This window comes from Noviherbaspirillum sp., assembly GCF_035627455.1.
GTDB lineage: Bacteria > Pseudomonadota > Gammaproteobacteria > Burkholderiales > Burkholderiaceae_D > Noviherbaspirillum.
This window is the reverse complement of sequence record NZ_DASPLS010000086.1, coordinates 1-25,215: the sequence shown is the minus strand read 5'-3', so window position 1 is coordinate 25,215 and position 25,215 is coordinate 1. Positions and strand designations below refer to the sequence as shown.

Below are 25,215 nucleotides of genomic sequence, written 5' to 3'. Positions count from 1 at the left end.
GCTTGACTGCTTAATTGCGTGCTGCGAGCGCGCGCAATTCATTGGCCAGACCGGGCTGGGTGCGGTCGAGGTCGCGGGCCATCCGGTTGAGCATCATCACGCTTTCCAGCATGCTGCGCGCAGCACGCTCTTCCAGCGACTTGCGTGGCTTGACGACCAGCAGCGCGGCGCGCAGCAGGCCCACCAGCAGGGGCTTGAACATCACCATGACTGCGGCCAGCACGCCGAGACCGAGCAGCGGACGGGAAATCGCCATCGCGTGGGCGATAATGGCTTCGGCAGGAATGGCAAGTGAAAGCGCGGACATGGTTTACTCCCTGGCAATACTGAATCGCGAAAATGCTTTGTTGCACTGCAGTATATGCACAGGTCAGTTATAAAACCAATTTCCTTTGAGCATATCAGCTATAATTCCTGTGAATACCAGGAAATATTTTACTTTTATTAATCAATGCCTTACGGTGGATCATGAGTTTTCTGACGCTGGACTTGAACCTGCTGCGCGTCTTTGACGCCGTCATGACCGAACAGAACCTGACCCGAGCCGCCAACCGGCTGGCGATGACGCAGCCGGCGGTATCGAACGCGCTGCGCCGCCTGCGCGACGCGCTCAACGACGACCTGCTGATCCGCACCGCGCATGGCGTGAAGCCGACGCCGCGCGCGGAAAACCTGTGGCCGGCGGTGCGGCGGGCATTGAGCGAGCTGGAAGAAGCGATCGCGCCGGAACAGAATTTCGACATCGCGCACGCGCAAAACACCTTCCGCATGGCGATGGCGGACGCGACCGCCGCGTTGTGGCTGCCGGCGCTGGTGCGCTCCATCGAGCGCGACGCGCCGAAGCTGACCATCCGCATGGTGCCGCTGACAACGCGCGAACCGCGGCCGATGCTGCTGCGCGGCGACATCGATCTCGCAGTCGGCTTCTTCCCCGGCGTGGTGGCCCAGCTGGCAGGCGGGCAGGGCGCCTCGGTGTCGCCGATCCGGCATGAGCAGCTGTATTCGGGACGCTACGTCTGCGTGATGCGCAAGGACCACCCGCTGGCCGACAAGGAACTGACGGTGGACAGCTACTGCGCGGCGAATCACCTGCTGGTGAGTTTTTCCGGCCGCGCGCACGGCCTGGTGGACGAGGCGCTGGCCAAGATCGGGCGCGAGCGGCGCATCCTGCTGACGGTGAACCAGTTCTTCACGGCGGGCCGGGTGGTCGCGACCTCCGACCTGATCACCGTGCTGCCGCGCCACCTGATCGCGTCCACCGGCATTACCGGCGCCCTCATCACGAAGGAACTGCCGTTCGACCTGCCGGACGTGCATGTGGACATGCTCTGGCATGAGCGCGATACCCGCAGCCCCGCGCACAAGTGGCTGCGGTCGCATCTGAGCGGGACATCGAGCGAGACGTTTGCGAAGGCGGGGATCATCCGCTAGCAGATCGTCCAGATGAACCTGTAGGGTGGGTGGGGCCGCCGAGGTAAAGCCGCAGGCGAAACCCGCCGTTTTGGCTACGCCCGTCGAGGCACTTGGTGGGTTTCGCTCCGCTCTACCCACCCTACCTGTTTATCAAATTCATCTGGATGGCCTACTAGGGCTTATGCGGTGACAGGATCGGCGGCATGCGCACCGCGCGCCGGACCGACAGGCCGGAAGCGACTTCACGTTGCAAAAAAAATCCCTCCCCGCAAAGGGGAGGGCAAAGTTGGAGATCCTTTTCGCCTCTTGGCTCAGCCCACTAGGACAGGCCTCCGCCGACCGTCCCACCGTCATCCTTCGTAATCACGATGGTCGCCGAGCGCGGGCGCGCATTTCCCCCATCCGGCCAGTGGCTGCCGAAGCTGCCGGGATTGTTGAAATCGGGCGCACTGTCTTCGCCCGGGTGCTGGATGTTGACGAACAGTGCCTTGCCATCCGGCGTTTCCGCGATGCCGGTGATTTCGCATTCCTTCGGGCCGACCAGGAAGCGCCGCAGGTTGGTTTCGCCGAGCGCCGCGCCGACATAGGTATCCACCGACCTGCTGTTGCTGCCGTCGACATTCGTGATGGTCTTCCTGGTGCCGTCGCCGACCTTGCCCGCCACCGCCGCCAGCAGCATGCAGTTGGTGACATCGGTATAGGCGCCGTCGTCGGTCTGTATCCACAGCAGTCCGGTGGACTGGGAGAACCACAAGCCGTCCGGGCTGGAAAAATCGTTGGCCGAGGTCAGGTTGGAGACGTTGATGCTGGCCGCGTCGGCAGTAGCGCGCGCGCCGAACAGGAACACATCCCACTTGAACCCGGTCGCCGCCACATTGCCATCGTTTTCCGCCCAGCGGATGATATGGCCGTTCGGGTTGCCCTTCTGCGCGGTGCCGGCGCTGCCCTTCGGATCATTGTAGAACCGGGGGTTGGCGGCGTCCGCGTTGGCGAGCGTGCGGTTGGACGAATTGTTGTTGGTCAGGGTCATGTAGACCTCGCCGTTGGCCGGATTGACCGCGCCCCATTCCGGGCGGTCCATCTTCGTCGCGCCGGCGGCGTCGGCGGCCAGGCGGGTGTTGACCAGCACGTCGGCCTGATCGGCGAACGGATAGGCCGCATTGGCGCCGGTGATGCCGTTGCTGCCGAATTGCAGTTCTAGCCACTGGCCGCTGCCGTCGGCATTGAACTTGGCCACATACAGCCGGCCGTCGTCGAGGTACTTGTCGCCCGCTGCCATGCCCTTGTTGGCATCGCTCGGGTCCCAGGCCTTGTTCGACACGTACTTGTAGATGTATTCATTGCGCGAGTCGCAGCCCATGTACCAGACCAGCGGCTTGCCGGGCACGACCGGGCCGGGCCATGCGCCCTCGTGCGCAAAGCGGCCCAGGGCGGTGCGTTTCTTCGGTGTCGACGCCGGATTGAACGGGTCGATCTCGACCACCCAGCCGAAGGTATTGGCGACGTTGCGGAAGTCGTCGCTGCCGTCTGCCGAGCTGCCGGTCTTCATCGCATTCCAACGCGAAAACGATGTATCGCCGGCGGCCGCCGCCGCTGCCGTCGCCCACAGCTCGCGTCCCGTTCCCGCCACGCCGTAACGCGCGAACGATGCCAGCTCCTTCGCGCTGCGATTGGGGTTGTCGGTGGCCGCGATGCGCCGGAAATAGCCGGCCCAGTTTTCTTCGCAGGTGAGGTAGGTGCCCCACGGCGTGTAGCCGTTGGCGCAGTTGTTGACGGTGCCGCGCGTTTTCGATCCGTCCGGGGAATACGCAGTGACCATGTATGGCGTGCGGGCGGCCGGTCCCGACATCGTCATCTCGGTGAAGGTGGTGATGCGGCGGTTGTATGCGGAGTCCCTGCGGTAGCTGATGCGATTGCCGTCGCGGCGAACCTCGATGATGCTCACGCCGTGCGCGTTCAGTTCCTTGATCACTTCGTCGGCGACGGTACGCGTCATCGTATTGGTGATCGCCGACGGGTACCTGCTCAGCGCGGCGCCGTCGATGGTCACGCCATTCTTGTGCAGATAGGCCGGCGTGATCGCTTCGTGGTTCATCACCAGCAGGCCGCGATCGCTTGCAGAGGGGCTGTACTTGCCGTCGGCGCCGAGGCCAAAGAAATGCATCCCGTCATGATGGTCACCGGCGCGCTGCGCGAACGACGCGCCGCTGTCGGTGCCGTCATTCCTGTAATCGGGGACGGCGGCGGCGATCGGGTCGCCGAGACGGTACAGCACGCTCGCGGTATAGCCGGCGGGCACGGTCACCGCATCGGCCACGCTCTTGGCGACCGCATTGAAGCTGAGCTTCAGGGTCTTCGATTCCACAGCGCCGGCGGATGCCACCGCATTCCCGGTGCCGCCGCAGGCGGCCAGGCTGCCGCCGAAGAAAACCGTGGTCGCTGCGCCGAACGTGCCCTTGAGCAGCGAGCGCCTGGAGAGGCGCGCGTTGAGCACGCTCTCGAAGCTGGGATTGGCGGAATCGTTGGTGCCGACATCTTCCGGGTCGGTCAGCAGGTCGTGCCGGGTGAAATCATTCATTAGGCTATCCTTGTTGTAGTGGGCTTGTATGTGGCCATGGCAATCAGCATCGATTGAGCGGAAAGCGCTTCGCGCCCTTTCCGACCACATAGCCGGTGCGCGTTTTCACCACCGTCACCTTGCCCTCCCCCCTGACTTCGACTTCGATTTCCCCTGAAAGGCGCAGCACATTGGCCAGCCGAAGATGGCCGTGCAGCAGACGATATCCGTCGCCGTCGCGCACGATCACGATGTCGGGATTCACGAGATCGATTCCGGAGAAATGCAGGGATGCCTTGTCCACGGCCGGCATCCTACGTTGCGTTTGTGACGCCGCAATGACGGCCATGTGAAACTTCGATGACCGTCGCCGGATGAATCTCTATTGCAGGGCCCGCCTTTCCGCCCGGCCGCCGCGATACCAGGCGGCGAACTCGTTGGCCGCCATTGGCCTGCTGAAGTAATATCCCTGCGCCTCGTCGCAGCCATGCGCGCGCAGGTAATCGACGACCTCCCCGGACTCGATCCCTTCCCCGACCACCTGCAGGTTGAGAGAACGCCCGAGCGCGAGCACGCTGTCGGCGATCACCTGGCTCTTCGCATCGCGGCCAATGCCGTTGACGAAGGACTGGTCGATTTTCAACTTGTCCAGAGGCAGGCTGCTCAGCAGGCGCACGCTGGAATAACCGACACCGAAATCATCGAGCGCGACACGGATGCCGAGCGCGCGGATCTCCTCGAGGGCGGCGATGGTGTCGTGCACATCCTCGAGCACGGTGCTTTCCTTGAGCTCAATTTGCAGGCAGGAAGGGTCCATGCCGCTGTGCTGCATGCTGTGCGCTAGATAGGCGATGAAGGAGCGCTGGCGGAACTGCTGCGCGGCGACGTTGATCGCGACGCTTATCGGCGGCAGCCCGTCCTCGCGCCAGCGCTGGTGCTGGCTGCACGCTTCCTGCGCGACCCATTCGCCGATCCGGTTGATCAGTCCGGCCGCTTCCGCCACGTGCAGGAACTGCTCCGGCACCAGGTCGACGCCGTCGCCCATCGGCAGGCGCAGCAGCGCCTCGACGCCGGCGATCGCACCGGTCCCCAGATTCATCATCGGCTGGTACAACAGCAGCAGTTCTCCGTGCTCGACCGCGTCGCGCAAGCGCAGTTCGAGCTGCATGTACGGGTCCTGGCCGTGCTCGAGCGCCGGCGTATAGAACCGGTAGCGCTTGCGTCCGGCTTTCTTCGCCTCGTACATTGCCGCATCGGCGCATTTGATCAACGCGTCCAGGTTGTCGCCGTGGCGCGGATACAGGCTGATGCCGATCGACGGCGACAAATGCAGCTGCAGTTCACCGACATGGTAGGGTTCGCTGATCCGCTCCACCAGGTGGCCCGCCACCGTGGCCGGGCCGTGCACGTCGTCGGGATGCGGCAACGCGACCACGAATTCGTCGCCGCCGAGCCGGCCGACGACATCTTCCTGCCGCGTGCATGCGGTCAGCCGCTGCGCCACCTGCCGCAGCACCTGGTCACCGACGTCGTGGCCATGGGTGTCGTTGATCGGCTTGAAGCGGTCGAGATCGATGAACAGCAGGGCGCCGCTGCTTCTGGTGCGCTGCGCGATCGCCAGCAGGTGTTCGCAGTATTCGAACAGCAGCGCCCTGTTCGGCAACCCGGTCAGCGTGTCGCGGCGCGACGCATCCCGGATGCGCTGCTCGGCCAGCTTGCTTTCGGTGATGTCGAGCGTGGTGCCGACAAAACGCGTGGTACCGTCCCGGTCCTGCAGCGATTCGCCGTTCACCTTGAGCCAGCGCTCGGCGCCGTCGTTCTGGCGGATGATCCTGTATTCGGTAAACAGGCGCCCGGTGCTGCCGCGTACCGTAAAGCGGCGTGCCACCCGGTCGACCCGCTTGCGGTCGTCCGGGTGGATGCGGTCGATGAATTCCTTGTAGCTGACCGGCCCCTGCAGCGGCACGCCATAGGCGCGCCGCGTGGTTTCATCCCATACCAGCTCGCCGGTCTCGGTGTAATACTCCCACAGGCCGAGGCCGGTCAATTCCGCGGCAAGCCGCAATGTTTCCTGGCTGCGCAGCAGCGCTTCACCGGCGCGGCGGATGTCGTCGATATCGGTCGAGGAACCGTACCAGGCAAGGATATCTCCCTGCGCATTCTTGAGCGGCACGCCGCGCGTCAGGAACCAGCGATAGCTGCGGTCCGCGGCGCGGCCGCGGTGCTCGATGCGGAACTCGGCGCCGGTGCGCATTGCTTCCGCCAGCACGGCCTCGGTATGGGCAAGGTCGTCCGGGTGCACCGGCTGCGATGCCTTGGCGTCGGTCCCAAACTCGACGGCGGCGCCGACGTATTGGCGGAAACGCTCGTTGATATAGGTGATCTTTCCTTTGGGTGACATGATCCACACCAGCTGCGGCATGGAATCGGCGATCAGGCGGAAGCGCTGCTCGCTTTCGGCCAGTGCCTGCGCGGCTTCGAGCCGCGCAGTGACGTCACGCGCAAAAAACACCTGGCCGGTTTCACCGCCGAGATCAACCGGAATGCAGGTGCAGGATAGCGTGACGAAGATGCCATCCTTGCGGATGAAGGAAGCAATGCAGTCATTGACGGCCGCGCCCGTGACACAGGCGCGGTAGAGCGGACAGGCGTCGCGCGGAAAGGGACGGCCGTCGGGATGCTGCCCGTGCAGCATGTCATGCAGGACCTTGCCCGCAAGCTCTTCCCGCGAGAATCCGAACAATTGCAACGCCGCCGGGTTTGCATAGGCTGCTCGACCCTGGCTGTCGCTCACGAAGATGGGATCGACAGCCTGTTCGACGATCAGCCGGTAGATATCAATGGTCGGCTCCACAGGATCTCCTTGCCGGGATGCGGAGACAAAGCAGGCACGCTCTTTTCCGCCGCCTGCCTGGTTCGACTGGTGCCGGTCACCAAGGTTCTGGCGGAAAGCAGCGTGGACGCGTGACCGCCCGTATTGCTCAGCGTTCTACTAAAGAATCAAATCGCATCAGGCAAAGCGGCCGCCCCTTCAGGTATCGGTTTAACGTGTCAAACAGAAATTACGAGCAGCGCCAGCAGTTAAGGATGAACCGCGCGCGCCGCTAGCGGCGCTCCGGCGGAACCGCCGCGATCCTTTCAGCAAACATGCGGTGCGCCTGCGGATCGACCGGCTTGTGAACGGTGCGGCTTCCGGCGGGATATCGCGCAAGGCAGTTTCCATTCTTCAGGTCGGCCTGCGGGCGGACCGGCCGCGGTGCAAAGCCGCCCCCGCAGTTCGGGCAGACATTGCCGAGGACGGTATGCACGCAGTCGCGGCAAAAGGTGCATTCGAAGCTGCAGATCATCGCGTCGGTGGAATCCGGCGGCAGCGCCGCGTTGCAGTGTTCGCAGGTGGGCCTGAGTTCGAGCATCGGGTTCTCCTTTCTTTCCTGCATTGTAGGCAGCGTCGGCGTGGCGGGAATGACAGAAAGAAGATAAATTCTGCCAATGCGCGTCACGCTTGCCATTTTCGTGTTCGACGGTGTCCAGATCCTGGACGTGACCGGACCGGCCGCCGTATTCGCGGCGGCCAACGATTGCTGCGCCTCGCCGTACTACGATGTCCGCATCGTGTCGGCGAATGGCGGTTGCGTCGGCAGCAGCAGTGCAGTGCAGGTAGCGTCGCAGCCGCTGGCGGGCGTGGCGCCCGGTTCCATCGACATCCTGCTGGTGGCCGGTGGCGACGAGGCTGCTCTGCAGCGGCTGGCGCAGGACTGGGCGGTGGCACGCTGGGTGACGCAGGCAGGCCGGGCGGCCTCGCGTATCGGCTCCATCTGCACCGGGGTATTCCTGCTCGCGCCGCTCGGCGTGGTCGCCGGAAGGCGGGTGGCAACCCATTGGTCGGCCTGTGCCCGGCTGGCGGATTCCTATCCTGACCTTGAGGTGGATGCCGATTCGCTGTATGTGGAAGACGGCCGGGTGTGGACCTCGGCAGGCGTCACGACCGGCATCGACATGTGTCTGGCGATGGTCGAGCGTGATCTCGGCAAGGCGGTCGCGCAACGCATCGCGGAGCGTCTCGTGCTGTATGCGCGCCGGCCCGGTTACCAGTCGCAATTCAGTCCGGTACTGCAGGCGCAGGCGAGGGCCGGCACGCCGTTCGCCGCGCTGGTCGAGTGGATGGGCGCGCACCTGCATGAACCGCTCGACGTGCCGCAGCTGGCGGCGCACATGGCGATGTCGGAGCGCAGTTTCTACCGCAAGTTCAGCGCCGAAATGGGCCAGACGCCCGCGCGCTTCGTGGAAGTGCTGCGGCTGGACCGCGTGCGGCAGCTGCTGGTAACGGGAAAAAGCTTGAAGGAGATCGCCGCGCAGACCGGCTTTTCCGGCACGGCGCCGCTGTCGAAGGCATTCGAGCGCCGCTACGGCGTGACGCCGCGGCTGTTCCGGCAGACGCGCGCCTGATTACCTGATCGGCAGCTTGGTGGTGTTCTTCACTTCTTCCATCACTGCATAGGTGTGCGTCTCACGCACCCCCTTCAACTGCAGCAGCGACTTGCCGAGGAATTCGCGGTAGGCGTTCATGTCCTTCACGCGCGCCTTGACCAGGTAATCGAAGCCGCCCGCGACCATGTGGCATTCCTGCACTTCCGGAATGACCTGCACGCTGCGCTTGAACGCCTCGAACACTTCGGGCGTGGTGCGATCGAGCACCACTTCGATGAACACCAGCAGGGACACATCGAGCAATTGCGGGTTCAGCGTCGCCGAGTAGCCGAGGATGTAGCCGGCTTCCTGCAGCTTGCGCACCCGCTCCAGGCAGGCGGCCGGCGACAGGTTCACGCGGGAAGCCAGCTCGACATTGCTGATACGGCCGTCGTTCTGCAGTTCGGAAAGGATTTTCTTGCTGATTTTGTCAAGCATGGCGTCTGACGGATGAGAATTTTGTTCGGCGCGATTGTCCCACAAAATACAAAATTTTGATACCAACCTGTAATTCCAGAATTAATCCATAAAGAACCTCACTACAATCGGAACATCATTTTTTCAATGAGTAATCCCTTTTTGTCATGCTGACCGCTACCCGTGAATTTTCCGCCGCTGCAACGACCCCGTTCAGCGCATTGCATGCCGACGTCGACCACAAGCCGACGCCGTTGCGTGCCGCCATCACTTCCGCCTATCGCCGCGATGAAACCGAAGCGGTGCAATGGCTGTTGTCCCAGATCAAGCCGCATGCCGCCGCGCACGAGCAGGCGCAGAGCCTGGCGCGGAGCCTGGTGCAGGCGGTGCGCGAAAAGCGCACCCGTGCCTCCGGCGTCGATGCGCTGATGCATGAATTTTCACTGTCGTCCGAGGAAGGCGTGGCGCTGATGTGCCTGGCCGAGGCGCTGCTGCGCATTCCGGACCACCAGACCGCCGACCGCCTGATCGCCGACAAGATCAGCAAGGGCGACTGGCGCAAGCATCTGGGCGAATCGCCGTCGCTGTTTGTCAATGCGGCCACCTGGGGCTTGCTGATCACTGGCAAGCTGGTCGGCACCAACAGCGAGCAAGGGCTCGGCTCGGCGCTCACGCGCCTGATCGCCAAAGGCGGCGAACCGCTGATCCGCAAGGGCGTGGACCTGGCGATGCGGATGCTGGGCAACCAGTTCGTGACCGGGCAGACGATCGCCGAAGCGCTCGACAACAGCCGCAGCAACGAGGCGCGCGGCTACCGCTATTCGTACGACATGCTGGGCGAGGCGGCGCTGACCGAGGAAGATGCGGCGAAGTACTACGCGGCCTATGAGGCCGCGATCCATGCGATCGGCGCCGCATCGAGCGGCCGCGGCATCAAGGACGGTCCGGGCATTTCGGTGAAGCTGTCGGCGCTGCATCCGCGTTATTCGCGCGCGCAGCGCAAGCGCACGATGGAAGAACTGCTGCCGCGCGTCAAGCAGCTGGTGCTGCTGGCAAAGCAGTACGACATCGGCCTGAATATCGACGCGGAAGAAGCCGACCGGCTGGAACTCTCGCTCGACCTGATGGAAGCGATGGCCTTCGATCCCGAGCTGGCCGGCTTTAACGGCATCGGCTTCGTGGTGCAGGCTTACCAGAAGCGCTGCCCGTTCGTCATCGATTACCTGGTCGACCTCGCGCACCGCAGCAATCGCAAGTTCATGGTGCGTCTGGTCAAGGGCGCGTACTGGGATGCGGAAATCAAGCGCGCGCAGGTGGACGGCATGCCGGGCTATCCTGTGTATACGCGCAAGGTCTACACCGACGTGTCCTACCTCGCCTGCGCGCAAAAGCTGCTGGCGGCGACCGACGTGATCTATCCGCAGTTCGCGACCCACAATGCGCACACCCTCGCATCGATCTACAGCTGGGCCAAGGTGCACGGCGTGACCGACTATGAATTCCAGTGCCTGCACGGCATGGGTGAAACCCTGTACGACCAGGTTGTGGGCGCCGACAAGCTCGGCAAGCCCTGCCGCATCTATGCGCCGGTCGGTTCGCATGAAACCCTGCTTGCCTACCTGGTACGCCGCCTGCTCGAGAACGGCGCTAATTCCTCCTTCGTCAACCAGATCGTCGACGAAAACGTGCCGATCGATGCGCTGGTCGCCGACCCGCTGGCGGTGGCCAAGAAACTGGGCGGCGAACCGCATCCGAACATCCCGCTGCCGCGCCACATGTTCGGCGCCGAACGCGAGAACTCGGCCGGCGTCGACCTCGCCAATGAAAACACGCTGCGCGAACTCGACGCGCAATTCCAGTCGCTCGCCAGCAGGCAGTGGCAGGCCGCGCCGCTGCTGGCCGGCAGCACCGTGATCGCGGCCAAGGCTGCCGAGATCCGCAATCCGGCCGATCGCCGCGATCTGGTCGGCACGGTTATCGAAGCCGGCGCCGAAGATGTGGAGAGCGCGCTCGCCGCCGCATCCGCGTATGCGCCCAACTGGCAGAACACGCCGCCGGCTGCCCGGGCGGCAGCACTGGCGCGCGGCGCCGACCTCTTGGAACAGCACCTGCCGGAACTGATGGCGCTGACCATCCGCGAAGCTGGCAAGACGCTGCCGAATGCGATTGCCGAAGTGCGGGAAGCGGTGGATTTCCTGCGCTATTACGCCGCGCAGGTACAGGCTGGCCCGGACGCGCAGACCTTGGGTCCGGTGGTATGCATCAGTCCCTGGAATTTCCCGCTGGCGATTTTTGTCGGCGAAGTGAGCGCGGCGCTGGCCGCAGGCAATGTGGTCCTTGCCAAGCCGGCGGAACAGACGCCGCTGATCGCCGCGCGCGCGGTGCAATTGCTGCATGAAGCCGGCGTGCCGCGCGGCGCGCTGCAATTCCTGCCGGGCACCGGCGAAACCGTCGGCGCGAAGCTCACCGCCGATGCGCGGGTGTGCGGCGTGATCTTCACCGGCTCGACCGAGGTCGCGCAACTGATCAACCGCACCCTGGCGAAACGCGCGATCGCGGAAAAGCGCGAGATCCCGCTGATCGCCGAAACCGGCGGACAAAATGCAATGATCGTCGATTCCAGCGCGTTGCCGGAACAGGTGGTGCAGGATGTGCTGAGCTCGGCATTCGACAGCGCGGGCCAGCGCTGTTCCGCGTTGCGCGTGCTGTGCCTGCAAGAAGATATCGCCGACAAGACAATCAGGATGCTCAAGGGTGCGATGCAGGAACTGCGCATCGGCAATCCCGACCAGCTCTCGATCGACGTCGGCCCGGTGATCGATGCCGAGGCGCAGCAGAACCTGCTGGGCCATATCGAGCGCATGAAGGCGCAGACGGACAAGGTATTCCAGCTGCCTTTGCCGGCGGGCTGCGAGCACGGCACTTATGTGCCGCCGACGGTGATCGAAATCGAATCGATCGCGCAGCTGCAGCGCGAAGTGTTCGGGCCGGTGCTGCATGTGCTGCGCTACCGGCGTGAAGACCTGGCGCAGCTGGTCGATGCGATCAATGCGACCGGCTACGGCCTCACGCTGGGCGTCCATTCGCGGATTGACGAGACAATCGACTTCATCACCGCGCGCGCGCATGTGGGCAACATCTACGTCAACCGCAACATCGTCGGCGCGGTGGTCGGCGTGCAGCCGTTCGGCGGCGAAGGCAAGTCCGGCACCGGACCGAAGGCAGGCGGGCCGCTCTACCTGAAGCGCCTGCAGCGCAATGCGGTCGTCACCCGTGCCGCGCATACCATCCATGCCGAACAGCATGCGGTGCTGCCTGCTTTCGACGCGCTGATGACCTGGGCCGGCATGCATGGCCATGCGCGCGTGGCGTCGCTCGGCGAGAACTATGTGCACGCAAGCCTGCTGAATACCGCGCAGGTATTGCCCGGCCCGACCGGCGAACGCAATACGCTGCGTTTCGCGCCGCGCGGCGTCGTGCTGTGCGTTGCATCCCGGGTCGAGGTGTTGCTGAACCAGCTGGCCGCCTGCTTTGCCACCGGCAATATCGCGGCGATGACAACGCTGACCGCCGCTTCGCTGCCGCCCGGGCTGCCGGCCGCGGTACGCGAGGCGATCGCGACGATCGAGGAAAAGGAACTGGCGTCCCGCTCGCTGCAGATGGCGCTGGCCGATGAAGAGCAGGCGCCGGAACTGGCGCAGCGGCTGGCAGCGCGCAGCGGCGCGCTGGTGCAGGTCATCACGACGAGCGACAGCGGAGCGATTCCGCTGTGGCGGCTGGTTGCAGAGCGCGCGGTCTGCGTCAATACCACGGCCGCGGGCGGCAATGCGAGCCTGATGACGCTGGGCGGCTGACATGACGGGGGGCATCGAGCTGGACAATGCCCTGCTGCATGACCAGCTGTGCGTGGCCTCCTGCGTGCTCGCCGAGCTGCTGCGCCAGGCGCCGCGCACGGTAAGCATGGCGCAGCTGGAAGCGGTTGCCAGCCATCCCGCGCCGGAGGTCGAACAGGTCTGCCGCAAGCTGTGGCAAAGCGGCATGCTGCGTCCGGATCCGGCGATGCAGGGCTACTGGGGGCTGGCGGCGGCGCCGGACCGCATGACGCTGGCCGACCTGTTTGCGGCGTTGCTCGCGGTACGGCACTAAGGCGCAAGTCCCACTGGAATTCCGGCTCGCAGCCGAAGGCTGGGGGAGTCGCGCATGCCGAAGCTGCGCTCCCTGCCTTCGCTGTTACGCTCGTAACAGCGCGTAACAGCACCACAGAGCTGCGCCTTGACGCAGCTCGCAAGAATTTCGGATAGCGGATTGCGCAGCCTGAACTCTTGCATGAAGGCCAAGTCTTACCGACATGGCCCGTGCATCAAAAATCGCGGCATGGAGCGCCGGCAGCATCGTGCTGCTGATCGCCATCCTGGTGGCGGTACTCGCGGCGTTCGACTGGAACCGCGTCAAACCCTGGATTAACAACCGTGTCAGCGAAGCGACCGGGCGCCCGTTCGCGATCAACGGCGACCTGTCCCTGACCTGGCATGCGCCGGAGGGTGAAACCGGCTGGCGCGCCTGGATTCCGTGGCCACGGCTGAATGCGCGGGATGTCGTGTTCGGCAATCCGGAATGGGCAAAGCACGCGCAAATGGCCGAGGCCGAACAGGTCACCGTTTCCATCAGTCCGCTGCCGCTTCTGCAAAAACGCATCGCCATCGCATCGCTGGCGCTGGATGCCCCGCGCGTCGCGCTCGAGCGCCAGAAGGACGGCCGCAACAACTGGACGTTTCAGTCCGATTCGGAAAAGAAGTCGGAATGGACGCTCGACGTGCAGCAGCTCGTGCTCAACAAGGGCACGCTGCAGCTCGAGGATGCGATCAAGCGCGCGAACCTGAAAGCCGACATCGATACACTGGGGCAGGGCAACGGCGATTACCGGATCGGCTGGCGCGTTGGCGGCACCCTGAACGGCGAGCAGGTGACGGGCAACGGCCGCGCCGGCGCCGTGCTGTCGCTGCAAAAGAAGCATACCGATTTCCCCATTGACGCCGACCTGCGCGTCGGGAAGACCGCGGTCAGCGTCAGCGGCATCCTGACCGACCCGCGCAACCTGGCCGCGCTGGACCTGAAGCTGAAGGTTTCCGGCGTCAGCATGGCGCATCTCTATCCGCTGACCGGCGTGGTGCTGCCGGAAACCCGGCCGTTCTCCACCGAAGGCCGCCTGATCGGCAAGCCGGGTGCGGCGGGCGGCGACTGGACCTATGAAAAATTCAGCGGGAAGATGGGCGGCAGCGACTTGCGCGGCTCCCTTCGCTATCAGGCCCGCGAACCGCGCCCGCTGCTGGAAGGCACGGTGGTGTCGAACTACCTGAGTTTCGTCGACCTGGCGCCGCTGATCGGTGCCGATTCCGCCAAGAGCCGGGAGGAACGCGGCGTGAAGACGGTGCAACCGGAAAACAAGGTCTTGCCGGTCGAGAAATTCAAGACCGACCGCTGGACCAGCATCGACACCGATGTGCAATTCACCGGCAACAAGATCGTGCGCAAGGAAGAACTGCCGATCAACAATCTGGTCACCCGCGTGAAGCTGGATGACGGCGTGCTGTCGCTGGCGCCGCTGAAGTTCGGTGTGGCCGGCGGCAGCCTGGTGTCAACCATCCGGCTCGACGGCAAGTCGAATCCGGTCAAGGCGGAGATGAAGCTCTCCGCGCGTCACCTGAAGCTCAAGGACCTGTTCCCGACCTTAGACGTGATGCGCACCAGCCTCGGCGAAATCAATGGCGATGCGGCTCTCACCGCGTCCGGCGATTCGCCGGCAGCCTTGCTCGGTGCATCGACCGGCGAGATCCGCGCAGTGATCAACCAGGGCACGATCAGCAAGTTCGTGCTCGAAGCGATGGGCTTGAACATCGGCAGTGTCGTCGTCACCCAGCTGTTCGGCGACAAGCAGGTCCAGCTCAATTGCGCGGTGGCCGATTTCGAGGTGAAGAAAGGCGTGATGCAGAGCCGCGCGTTCGTGGTCGATACTGAGGATGCGACGATTTATGTGAACGGCAACATCAACCTGGAGCAGGAAAAGCTGGCGTTGACGGTCCTGCCCGAAAGCAAGGGCGTGCGCCTGATCTCGCTGCGTGCGCCGCTGTACGTGAACGGTCCGTTCAAGAAACCCGACGTGGAAGTGGACAAGGGCGTGCTGGCGGCCAAGGCCGGCAGCGCGATTGCGCTCGGCGCGCTCGCGCCGGTGGCCGCCGCGCTGCTCCCTCTGGTCAATGTCGGACCGGGCGAGAAAAGCGAATGCGGCACGCTGCTGGCCCAGTTCAGCGAAAAACCGGCGGTCACGGCCGGAAAAAACCAGAACAATACCAGCGGAAAATAAGCGTCAGCGGGCCGCGCACAGCCGCTTGACGGTGCCGAACGCATAGCGCGCCGCGACGCCGTCGATGAATTGCATGAAATCGTGCGGCGACGCTTCGTTTGCGCCGTCCGAGATGGTGCGGATCACCGAGAACGGCATGCCGAACTCGAAACACACCTGAGCGACCGCCGCGCCTTCCATTTCCACCGCAAGCAATCCCGGGAATGCCGCCTTCAACTCCCGGTGCCGCTGCGCAGTGTGGATGAACTGGTCGCCGCTGGCAATCAAGCCGCGATAGACGCGCGGTGACGACAGGCGGAAGCGATCCCTGTCCTGCGCCGGCACGCTGGCATCCAGGTCGTGCCCGAGGAAGTCGTTTGCGGCGCCGGCCAGCATCTCGGTCAGGTGAACGTCGGTGGCGAAATGCGACTGCCCGAGCAAGGGTACTTCATGGCGTGGAAAAAGCGGTGTTGCATCAATGTCATGCTGCACCAGCGCATCGGCGACTACGATATCCCCAATCTGCACATCGCTGTCCACAGCCCCGGCAACGCCGGTAAACACGATATGCGAAACCCCGAAGCGTTCAATCAAAGTGGCCACCGTTGCCGCAGCGGCGACCTTGCCGATCCGTGACAGCACGCATACGGTCTCGATCCCCCACAAGCTGCCGCATACGTAGTCGCGCATGCCGCGTGTAACTGTTTGCTTGCCTTGCATGGCTTCAATGAGGCCGGCTTGTTCCTGGTGCAGTGCGCTGACGAGCCCGAGACGGGTGATTTGTTGAGACATCGACAATATTTCTTTGAGAAGATCAAAAAACCTGCCGGTAAAGCGGGCATCACCGATAGCGTATTGCCTTTCGATACCTTGGTGCAACTGCGACGGATAAGGTTTGCGGGGTTTTTTATATTGGGTTTGATATATAAGATTGGTAGTAGTGTTAACAACTGCCGTTTTCTGTGGATAACCCGGTAAACCAATAAAGAATCAATCGCTTAAGGCCTGTATAAAAAGCGGGATAACGGGTGTATGCGAAAAGGACAGTTTTTGAATAAAAAGCGGGCTGTGAACATCTGCCTGCCTTTTCCCCAACTATTCAAGCTGCTATCCAACGAGTTATCCACATAGGCTGTCGCGGCTTTCCAACAGCGGCTTGTCAGAATGTCCAGAATCGGCCGACGTTTTTTTCGAAACCGGTCAGTCAAACCATTTCCTTTTTTTTAACCGGCAGAGACAGGCGCGGCAGCGCCGTATGCGACGCCGAAGGTTTTCCGGTTTTTGATCTAGGGTTTATATATATGGATAGTAGTAAGAGTTAACGTCGTACGGTTTACGTGGATAAGCGGGTAAACGTTAATCTGATCAAGCAGTTAGCCGCGGGATAACACCTGAATAAGCACTGTATGCTGCAAGGAAAGATCTTGGATAAGAAACGCCTGTGCACAGCGATCGGTGTTTACTCCCAAACAAATCACGCGTTATCCCGGGACTTATCCACAGGCTGCTGTTCATCCATGCCACAAAGATTGCATTAATGAAAACACGGCAGCAATTGTCGGCTCGTTCCTGCGCTTGGCCAGTGCAATGAAGGACAGTTCGGTCGACAGGCTGACGGTGTCGGCGATCACCAGGCCATGCGCATGGGCTTCGCGCAACGCGATCGACTCGCGCACCAGCGACAGGCCGACGCCGGATTTCACCAGGTCGAGCATCGAGGGTTCCTGGTCGACCAGCGCGACCTTGTTTGGCATGACCTTGTATTGGGCGAAGGTTTTTGTCAGCAACCGGTGGTGCGCCGATTCCGGCGGCGTCCAGATCCAGGGCAGCTTCGCCAGCGCCACCCAGTCCTTGCCTGTCACCCGGTTGCGCCAGCCTTGCGGCGCCACCACGCTGTACGTGAATGAGGTCAGCGCCAGGTGATGGAATTCGCGACCGGGGGTACCGAGGTAGTAGCCGACGTCGAGGGCACCCGCCTTTACCTGCTGCAGCACCCAGCCCGACATGCCATGTTGTAATTGCGTCGCCAGCTGTGGATAGGTTTCCACCAGCCGTTTCAGGAACGCGCCGAGGCGGATGAATTCCGGATCGAGGATGGTGCCGATCGACAAGGTACCGGACAGGGTGGTGTGCAGCGCTGCCACCCCTTCGCGCAGTTCCGCCAGCGCTGACATCACCCGTTCCGCGTACGGCAGCAGCTTGGCGCCGTCGTCGGTCAGCGACATGCCGGCCGGCGTGCGGATAAACAGCACCAGGTCAAGACTGGCCTGCAATGCCTTGATCTGCAGGCTGACCGCAGGTTGGGTCAGGTGCAGCCGTTCGGCCGCGCGCGTCAGGTTGCCTTCGCGCGCGACGGTCACGAAAGCGCGCAGCTGGGTCAGGTCCATGGCGTACTCCCCGTTAGGTCTTTCATTATAAGCATTGCTAATATTGAAGTTGATAAGAACTCATTGGATTCCTCGCAAAGGCAAGGATATGCTGTCTAAAATCGTCAAACTGCCAAGGAATTCTTATGACGCAGCTCATCCAGCATTACATCGGCGGCCAGGTCGTCGAATCGACCAGCGGCCGCAAGCAGCCTGTGTACAATCCCGCAACCGGTGAAGTCAGCGCCGAAGTGGTGCTGGCCAGCGTCGAGGAAGTGAATGCCGCGGTCGATGTGGCGCGCGCCGCCGCGCCGGCCTGGGCCGACACCGCGCCGCTCAAGCGCGCACGCGTGCTGTCGAAGTTCAAGGAATTGATCGAGAAGCACCATGACGACCTGGCCGCGGCGATCACGCGCGAGCACGGCAAGGTGTTTTCCGATGCGAAGGGCGAAGTGGTGCGCGGCCTGGAAGTGGTGGAATTCGCGACCGGCATCACGCAGCTCATGAAGACGCAATTCACCGACAACATCGGCGGCGGCATCGACAACTGGCAGCTGCGCCAGCCGCTCGGCGTCACCGCCGGGATTACGCCATTCAACTTCCCGTTCATGGTGCCGATGTGGATGGCACCGATCGCCATCGCCACCGGCAACAGCTTCATCCTGAAGCCCTCCGAACGCGACCCGTCGCCGTCGCTGATGATCGCCGACCTGTTCAAGCGCGCCGGCCTGCCGGATGGCGTGTTCAACGTGGTGCAGGGCGACAAGGTAGCGGTCGACACGCTGCTGCATCATCCGCAGGTCAACGCGATTTCCTTCGTCGGCTCCACCCCGATCGCGGAATACATCTATACCGAAGGCGTCAAGCGCAAGGGCCGGTATCCGATGCGGGTGCAGGCGCTGGGCGGCGCGAAGAACCATCTGGTGGTGATGCCGGATGCGAATCTCGAACAGGCGGTCGACGCGCTGATCGGCGCGGCCTACGGCTCCGCCGGCGAGCGCTGCATGGCGATCTCGGTCGCGGTCGCGGTCGGCGCGGTCGCGGACAGGCTGGTCGAAGCGCTGATCCCGCAGGTGAAGGCACTGAAGGTCAAGAACGGCATGGAAGCCGATGCGGAAATGGGCCCGGTAGTCACCGCGCAGCACAAGGACAAGATCGAAGGCTATATCGAGGACGGCGTGCGCGCCGGCGCCAAGCTGGTGGTCGACGGCCGCGGGCTGAAGGTGGCGGGGCACGAGAACGGCTTCTTCCTCGGCGGTTCCCTGTTCGACCATGTGACGCCGGACATGAAGATCTACAAGGAAGAGATTTTCGGACCGGTGCTTTGCGTAGTGCGGGTGCCCGACTTCGCGTCGGCGGTCGAACTGATCAATGCGCATGAATACGGCAACGGCGTAGCGCTGTACACTGCGGACGGCAATACCGCGCGCGAATTTTCGCGCCGCATCGAAGTGGGCATGGTCGGCGTCAATGTGCCGATCCCGGTGCCCATGGCCTGGCATTCCTTCGGCGGCTGGAAGCGTTCGATGTTCGGCGACCTGCATGCGTACGGCGAGGAAGGCATCCGTTTCTACACCCGCTACAAGTCGGTGATGCAGCGCTGGCCGGATTCGATCGCGAAGGGCGCGGAGTTCACGATGCCGGTCGCGAAGTGACGGCGGCTTCCAGGCGCGCGGCGCCTGGAGACGCTGTCGTCATCCCCGCGCGGGCGGGGATCCAGCCAGGACCGGCGTATCGACATCCGCTAGCCGGTGGCAGATGAAGCTCGGTCGACACGAAGAGAAGGACAACCCATGGAATCCGCAGGTAAATACGATTACATCATCATCGGCGCCGGCACTGCCGGCTGCGTGCTGGCGAACCGCCTGGCGCAGGACGCCGGGGTCTCCGTGCTGTTGCTTGAAGCGGGGCGCAAGGACGATTATCTCTGGATCCATATTCCGGTCGGCTATCTCTACTGCATCAACAATCCCCGCACTGACTGGCTGTACCGCACCGAAGCCGACGCCGGCCTGAACGGCCGCAGCCTGATTTATCCGCGTGGCAAGGTGATGGGCGGCTGCTCGTCGATCAACGGGATGATCTACATGCGCGGCCAGGCGCGCGACTACGACCTGTGGGCGATGCTGACCGGCGACGACAGCTGGCGGTGGGACAATGTGCTGCCGGTGTTCAAGAAGACTGAAGACCATCACCTGGGAGCAAGCGAATTCCACGGCGCGGGCGGCGAATGGCGGGTCGAGAAGCAGAGGCTGTCGTGGGAAATCCTCGATGCCTTCCGCGACGCGGCGGCGCAGTGCGGGATTCCGAAGACCGACGATTTCAACCGGGGCGACAACGAGGGTTGCGGGTATTTTGACGTGAACCAGAAGAAAGGCTTGCGCTGGAATACCGCCCGCGCATTCCTGAAATCCACAGAAGGCCGCAAGGGCCAGCTCGACATCATGACCGGCTGCCATGTGAAGCGGCTGCGGATCGAAGCGTCGGCGCAAGGACCGGTCTGCAAGGGCGTGGAATTCACCGGCGGCGGTACCGAATGGTTCGCCGAGGCAGCGCGCGAGACGATCTCGACGGCCGGCGCGATCGGCTCCCCGCAGATCCTGCAGCTGTCCGGCATCGGGCCGGCGGCGCTGCTGCAAAAGCATGGCGTGCCAGTTGTGGTCGACTTGCCGGGGGTGGGCGAGAATCTGCAGGATCACCTGCAATTGCGCATGGCATTCAAGGTGCATGGCGTCAGGACGCTGAACACGATGGCCAACAGCTGGTTCGGAAAGATGCAGATCGGCATGCAGTACGTGTTCACGCGCAGCGGACCGATGTCGATGGCGCCGTCCCAGCTTGGTGCGTTTACCCGCTCCGATCCGTCGCAGCAAACGGCGAATGTCGAATACCACGTACAGCCCCTGTCGCTGGAAAAGTTCGGCGAGCCGCTGCACCCCTTCCCAGCATTCACCGCCAGCGTGTGCAACCTGCGCCCTACCGCGCGCGGCCATGTGCGCATCGCCTCCGGCGATCCGTTTGCCGCGCCCAAGATCACGCCGAATTACCTGAGCACGCCGGAAGACCGCAAGGTCGCTGCGGATTCCCTGGCGCTGACACGCAAGATCGTCGCGGCCCCGGCATTAAAGAAATACGCGCCGGAAGAATTCAAGCCGGGCATGCATTACCGCACCGATGAGGAATTGGCGAAAGCGGCCGGCGATATCGGCACCACCATCTTCCATCCGGTCGGCACCTGTAAGATGGGGCGCGCGGATGATCCGTCCGCAGTGGTCGACAGCCGGATGCAGGTGCGCGGCGTGAAGGGCTTGCGGGTTGTCGATGCGTCGGTGATGCCGACTATCACCTCCGGCAATACCAATTCTCCCACCATCATGATCGCCGAGAAGGCGGCAGCATGGATACGCGCGGCGCGCAATGCGCCGGGCGAGGTTGTGCAGCGCGAGGTGCTGCCGGTTACGGAAACCGCATAGGTTTATGCATTAAATGCATACTTCAATGCCAACAAAGCATTGGATTTGTCACATGACATTCTACTAACCTGCGGTTTTGGTGGTCTGCCTTCCGGCCTGCGCATGCGTCGCTTTGCTGGCGTGAGCATGCGTTGCCAGGCTGCAGTCGAGTGCAGGACTCTTCGCGTCCCGCATCTGGACGGACCGGGAGGAGCCAGACCATGTCTCTCCGCGCGCAGGTGAACGCATGTCCCGACACGAAGAATTCATCCTTGGTAACGCCACCTTGCATCTGCAACTGTCGACAGCGCTCGCGGTGATGACGCAACTGGTCTGCAACGCATCGTGTCCGCCGACCGCGCAACAGCTGTCGGATTCCCTGAATGTGTCGCTGCGCTATCTGCGCAAGCTGTTGCGCGCGCTTGCCGCAGGCGGATTGCTCGAGCCGCATCCGCGCCGTGCGGATACCTGGATCTGTACCCGGCCGCCGCACACCGTGTCGCTTGCGGACATCTATCATTCGCTGGCCGTGGAAGACAAAGACACGCCGGCACCTTTCATCCCTGTTGCGCAGCCTGACGCCAGCACATCGACGGCCGAGCTGTTGATGATGCAGGCAACAATGGCGATCAACCAGGTCGTGCTGCAGCATCTGCAGCGCTTCGATCTCGGCCGGCTGAAGATTGCCGAGTCGGCGCAACTGTACACGGCATCGTTGCAGGAGAAGGCGATGCGCAGCGTTGCAGCACTTTCGGAGGAGCGCGCGGACCTTGGCGCAAACTTCGAAAGCGGTACTGACCGGTTTCCTGCTCCACGTGGTGCACGAGCGTTGCACCCGCCATCTTCGCCGGGCTGCAGCGGCTTGACTTAACCACAAGCAATTATTTTTTCTTCATGCTAACATCGCGCGGGTGCCTGCCATTCGTGCGAGTCATGTATTGATGCAGGCCAAACAATCGGCGGATGCGCAGTCCGCTGTATTGCCACCCCCCTAGTCGTACTGTGTACTGTGCATCAGCGTAATGCACGTTCTTTGGTTATTGGCCGCAAGACTTGGTTTGCGGCGGCAGGGAGCGCGAAGCGCTTTCCCTCTACAGTCAACAGGGAGAACCCATGGCGGATGTGGTTTTGGAGACGCGGCAGCTGACGAAGGAATTCAAGGGATTCACTGCCGTCAACAATGTCAGCCTGCAAGTGCAGCGCGGGCATATACATGCATTGATCGGCCCTAACGGCGCCGGCAAGACAACTTGCTTTAATTTATTGACCAAGTTCCTGGTGCCGACGTCGGGCCAGATACTTTTCAATGGCAAGGACATCACGATGGCAAAGCCGGCGCAGATTGCGCGGCAAGGCATCATTCGTTCCTTCCAGATTTCCGCGGTGTTTCCGCACCTCTCGGTACTCCAGAATGTGCGCATCGGGCTGCAGCGGCCGCTCGGCAATTCTTTCCATTTCTGGGCCAGCGAAAAGAAGCTCAATGCGCTCAATGACCGCGCGATGCAGCTGCTGGCCGAGGTCGACCTGGAAAAATTTGCGGACACCATCACGGTGGACCTGCCCTACGGCCGCAAGCGCGCGCTCGAAATCGCGACCACGCTGGCGATGGAGCCGGAACTGATGCTGCTCGATGAACCGACGCAGGGCATGGGGCACGAAGACGTGCATCGCGTCACCGAGTTGATCAAGAAAGTATCCACTGGACGGACTATCCTGATGGTGGAACACAACATGAGCGTGATTGCCGGCATCAGCGACCGCATCTCCGTGCTGCAGCGCGGAGCAGTGCTGGCCGAAGGCACGTATGACGAAGTATCGAAGAACCCGCAGGTGATGGAAGCCTACATGGGCACCACCACCGGCGCACTGGAAGGAGCGCATTGAATGGCTGGATCAGCAGCGGCATTGGAAATCGCCAACCTGCACGCCTGGTACGGCGAGTCGCACATTCTGCATGACGTGAATTTCTCGGTGAACCAGGGCGAGGTCGTCACGCTGCTCGGACGTAACGGCGCCGGCCGCACCACGACGCTGCGCGCGATCATGGGATTGACCGGCGCGCGCAAGGGCTCCATCAAGATCAACGGCACGGAAGCGATTGCCATGCCCACTCACAGGATTGCCCATCTCGGCGTCGGCTATTGCCCGGAGGAACGAGGTATTTTTTCGTCGCTGTCGGCCGAGGAAAACTTGATGCTGCCGCCTGCAGTGTCAAAGAACGACCGCGGCATGTCAGTCGAGGAAATCTACGACATGTTTCCCAATCTCGCCGAGCGCAAGGCCAGCCAGGGTACCCGCCTGTCCGGCGGCGAGCAGCAGATGCTGGCAGTGGCGCGCATCCTGCGCACCGGCGCACGCCTGCTGCTGCTCGACGAGATTTCCGAAGGCCTGGCGCCGGTGATCGTGCAGGCGCTCGCGCGCATGATCACCATGCTCAAGGCCAAGGGCTACACCATCGTGATGGTGGAGCAGAATTTCCGTTTCGCCGCGCCGCTGGCCGACCGTTTCTATGTGATGGAGCACGGTCAGATCGTCGAGACTTTTGCCGCGTCCGAACTGGATAACAAGATGCCCGTGCTGCACTCGCTGCTCGGGGTATAAGCAAGCCACTAAGTTGGTCTGTAACCTAGGAGATCGTAATGAAATTGAAAGCCATTGCACTTGCAGTATCCGCCACCTGCGCCTTTGCTTCAGGAAACGCGTCCGCGCAGATTTCGGGCGATGTGATCAAGATCGGCCTGCTTACCGACATGTCCGGCCTGTATGCCGACATCGACGGCCCGGGCGGCGTCGAAGCGGTGAGGATGGCGATCGCCGACATGGGCGGCGCGATCAACGGCAAGAAGGTCGAGTTCATCTATGCCGACCACCAGAACAAGGCCGACATCGCCGCCTCCAAGGCGCGTGAATGGTTCGACCAGCAGGGCCTGGACATGCTGCTGGGCGGCACCAACTCCGGCGCCAACCTGTCGATGGCAAAAGTCGCCGCCGAAAAGAAGAAGCCCTTCATGTCGATCGGCGCCGCATCCGCCCGCCTGACCAATGAAGAGTGCTCGCCGTATACGGTGCACTATGCGTATGACACCGTCGCGCTGGCCAAGGGCACGGGGGCGGCAATCGTGAAGCAGGGCGGCAAGAGCTGGTACTTCCTGACCGCCGACTACGCGTTCGGCGCATCCCTCGAGAAAGACACGGCCGACGTGGTGAAAGCGGCCGGCGGCAACGTGGTCGGCAGCGTGAAGCATCCGCTGTCGGCATCCGACTTCTCGTCCTTCCTGCTGCAGGCACAGTCGTCCAAGGCGCAGATTCTCGGCCTGGCCAATGCCGGCGGCGATACCGTCAACTCGATCAAGGCGGCCAACGAGTTCGGCATCAACAAATCGATGAAGCTGGCCGGCCTGCTGATGTTCATCAACGACGTGCACGCACTCGGTCTGAACCTGACGCAAGGCATGTACCTGACCGACGGCTGGTACTGGGACCTGAATGACGACACCCGTAAGTGGTCCAAGCGCTACTTCGAGAAAATGAAGAAGATGCCGTCCATGCTGCAGGCAGCGGACTATTCCGCAACGGTGCATTACCTGAATGCGGTGAAGGCCGCCGGTACCGACGATGCCGACAAGGTGATGGCGCAGATGAAGAAGACCAAGATCAGCGACTTCTTCGCGAAGAACGGCGAGATCCGTCCGGACGGCCGCATGGTGCACGACATGTACCTGATGGAAGTGAAGAAGCAGGCCGAGTCGAAGTATCCGTGGGACTACTACAAGGTGGTGCAGACCATCCCCGCAGCGCAGGCGTGGACCACCAAGGCCGAATCGAAGTGCGCCTTGTGGAAGTAGTTTGACGTGACCCGGATGGCGCACGCCGCCATCCGATCGCATCAATCGCAGCAAGCATTCCCTTCCCGGCGACGGGTGGGGAATGGCGAGCGCGGTCCGTCTCCGCGCTTCGCCTTTCTTTCAGCAGCAACTTATTCTTACTGTGCCTATGGAAATATTCGGCGTCCCCCTGCAGGCCATGCTGAGCCAACTGCTGCTCGGCCTGGTCAACGGTTCATTCTATGCGATGCTTTCGCTTGGCCTCGCAGTCATCTTCGGCCTGCTCAACGTCATCAACTTCGCGCACGGCGCGCTGTACATGATGGGCGCCTTTTTCGCGTGGATGGGACTGAATTATTTCGAGATCAATTACTGGGTG

Annotated in this window: 20 protein-coding genes; 12 read left to right on the top strand and 8 right to left on the bottom strand. The window is 62.7% G+C overall.

The window, feature by feature from the left end; genetic code table 11:
- Positions 1-10: 10 nt before the first annotated feature.
- Positions 11-307 carry a hypothetical protein gene (locus tag VEC01_RS16645; RefSeq protein WP_324902026.1) on the bottom strand — a complete coding sequence of 99 codons (297 nt, stop codon included), beginning with the start codon at positions 305-307 and terminating at the stop codon, positions 11-13.
- A 161-nt stretch (positions 308-468) separates the two neighbouring features.
- Here VEC01_RS16645 and VEC01_RS16640 point away from each other — a divergent pair, with 161 nt between their 5' ends.
- Positions 469-1,431, top strand: coding sequence for a LysR family transcriptional regulator (locus VEC01_RS16640; protein WP_324902025.1), 963 nt, complete (start codon positions 469-471; stop codon positions 1,429-1,431).
- A gap of 301 nt (positions 1,432-1,732) precedes the next feature.
- On the opposite strand, the gene VEC01_RS16635 is transcribed toward VEC01_RS16640, so the two are convergent.
- From VEC01_RS16635 to VEC01_RS16620, 4 genes are all read right to left on the bottom strand, one after another.
- Complete coding sequence (locus VEC01_RS16635) at positions 1,733-3,991, bottom strand: PhoX family phosphatase (protein WP_324902024.1); 2,259 nt, start codon at positions 3,989-3,991, stop codon at positions 1,733-1,735.
- A gap of 43 nt (positions 3,992-4,034) precedes the next feature.
- A complete protein-coding gene (locus VEC01_RS16630; protein WP_324902023.1) occupies positions 4,035-4,274 on the bottom strand; it encodes a hypothetical protein in 240 nt (79 codons plus the stop codon).
- Positions 4,275-4,352: 78 nt separating this feature from the next.
- Positions 4,353-6,824: a sensor domain-containing protein gene (locus VEC01_RS16625; RefSeq protein ID WP_324902022.1), complete on the bottom strand. Its 2,472-nt coding sequence runs from the start codon at positions 6,822-6,824 to the stop codon at positions 4,353-4,355.
- A gap of 250 nt (positions 6,825-7,074) precedes the next feature.
- Entirely contained in the window at positions 7,075-7,383 is a 309-nt protein-coding gene (locus VEC01_RS16620) for a DUF1272 domain-containing protein (protein ID WP_324902021.1), read from the bottom strand.
- 76 nt (positions 7,384-7,459) lie between these two features.
- On the opposite strand from VEC01_RS16620, the gene VEC01_RS16615 reads away from it, so the two are divergent.
- Positions 7,460-8,416 carry a GlxA family transcriptional regulator gene (locus tag VEC01_RS16615; protein ID WP_324902020.1) on the top strand — a complete coding sequence of 319 codons (957 nt, stop codon included), beginning with the start codon at positions 7,460-7,462 and terminating at the stop codon, positions 8,414-8,416.
- On the opposite strand, the gene VEC01_RS16610 is transcribed toward VEC01_RS16615, so the two are convergent.
- Positions 8,417-8,875, bottom strand: coding sequence for an Lrp/AsnC ligand binding domain-containing protein (locus VEC01_RS16610; RefSeq protein WP_324902019.1), 459 nt, complete (start codon positions 8,873-8,875; stop codon positions 8,417-8,419).
- A 146-nt stretch (positions 8,876-9,021) separates the two neighbouring features.
- Between VEC01_RS16610 and putA the strand changes: the two genes are divergently transcribed.
- The 3 genes from putA (at position 9,022) to VEC01_RS16595 (ending at position 15,215) form a co-directional block, all read left to right on the top strand.
- A complete protein-coding gene (gene putA, locus VEC01_RS16605; RefSeq protein WP_324902018.1) occupies positions 9,022-12,708 on the top strand; it encodes a trifunctional transcriptional regulator/proline dehydrogenase/L-glutamate gamma-semialdehyde dehydrogenase in 3,687 nt (1,228 codons plus the stop codon).
- A gap of 1 nt (position 12,709) precedes the next feature.
- Positions 12,710-13,000 (top strand): hypothetical protein, encoded by a 291-nt coding sequence (locus VEC01_RS16600; RefSeq protein ID WP_324902017.1) that lies wholly within the window; start codon positions 12,710-12,712, stop codon positions 12,998-13,000.
- 202 nt (positions 13,001-13,202) lie between these two features.
- Positions 13,203-15,215, top strand: coding sequence for an AsmA family protein (locus tag VEC01_RS16595; protein ID WP_324902016.1), 2,013 nt, complete (start codon positions 13,203-13,205; stop codon positions 15,213-15,215).
- 3 nt (positions 15,216-15,218) lie between these two features.
- Here VEC01_RS16595 and VEC01_RS16590 read toward each other — a convergent pair whose 3' ends face one another.
- Positions 15,219-15,986, bottom strand: coding sequence for a 5'-methylthioadenosine/adenosylhomocysteine nucleosidase (locus VEC01_RS16590; RefSeq protein ID WP_324902108.1), 768 nt, complete (start codon positions 15,984-15,986; stop codon positions 15,219-15,221).
- Between the two features lie 719 nt (positions 15,987-16,705).
- Positions 16,706-17,581 carry a LysR family transcriptional regulator gene (locus VEC01_RS16585; RefSeq protein ID WP_324902015.1) on the bottom strand — a complete coding sequence of 292 codons (876 nt, stop codon included), beginning with the start codon at positions 17,579-17,581 and terminating at the stop codon, positions 16,706-16,708.
- A 125-nt stretch (positions 17,582-17,706) separates the two neighbouring features.
- Between VEC01_RS16585 and VEC01_RS16580 the strand changes: the two genes are divergently transcribed.
- The 7 genes from VEC01_RS16580 to VEC01_RS16550 all read left to right on the top strand — a co-directional run.
- Positions 17,707-19,215: a CoA-acylating methylmalonate-semialdehyde dehydrogenase gene (locus VEC01_RS16580; RefSeq protein WP_324902014.1), complete on the top strand. Its 1,509-nt coding sequence runs from the start codon at positions 17,707-17,709 to the stop codon at positions 19,213-19,215.
- A gap of 138 nt (positions 19,216-19,353) precedes the next feature.
- Positions 19,354-21,033 (top strand): GMC family oxidoreductase, encoded by a 1,680-nt coding sequence (locus VEC01_RS16575; protein ID WP_324902013.1) that lies wholly within the window; start codon positions 19,354-19,356, stop codon positions 21,031-21,033.
- A 226-nt stretch (positions 21,034-21,259) separates the two neighbouring features.
- The gene (locus VEC01_RS16570; RefSeq protein WP_324902012.1) at positions 21,260-21,883 is read left to right on the top strand and encodes an Rrf2 family transcriptional regulator; all 624 of its coding nucleotides are present in this window, start codon (positions 21,260-21,262) and stop codon (positions 21,881-21,883) included.
- A 242-nt stretch (positions 21,884-22,125) separates the two neighbouring features.
- Positions 22,126-22,896, top strand: coding sequence for an ABC transporter ATP-binding protein (locus VEC01_RS16565; RefSeq protein ID WP_324902011.1), 771 nt, complete (start codon positions 22,126-22,128; stop codon positions 22,894-22,896).
- Positions 22,897-23,613, top strand: a complete 717-nt coding sequence (locus tag VEC01_RS16560; protein ID WP_324902010.1) for an ABC transporter ATP-binding protein — start codon at positions 22,897-22,899, stop codon at positions 23,611-23,613.
- A 38-nt stretch (positions 23,614-23,651) separates the two neighbouring features.
- Entirely contained in the window at positions 23,652-24,857 is a 1,206-nt protein-coding gene (locus tag VEC01_RS16555) for an ABC transporter substrate-binding protein (RefSeq protein ID WP_324902009.1), read from the top strand.
- Between the two features lie 148 nt (positions 24,858-25,005).
- Positions 25,006-25,215 (top strand): ABC transporter permease subunit (locus VEC01_RS16550; protein ID WP_414691467.1); only part of this gene is annotated, 210 nt, incomplete at its 3' end.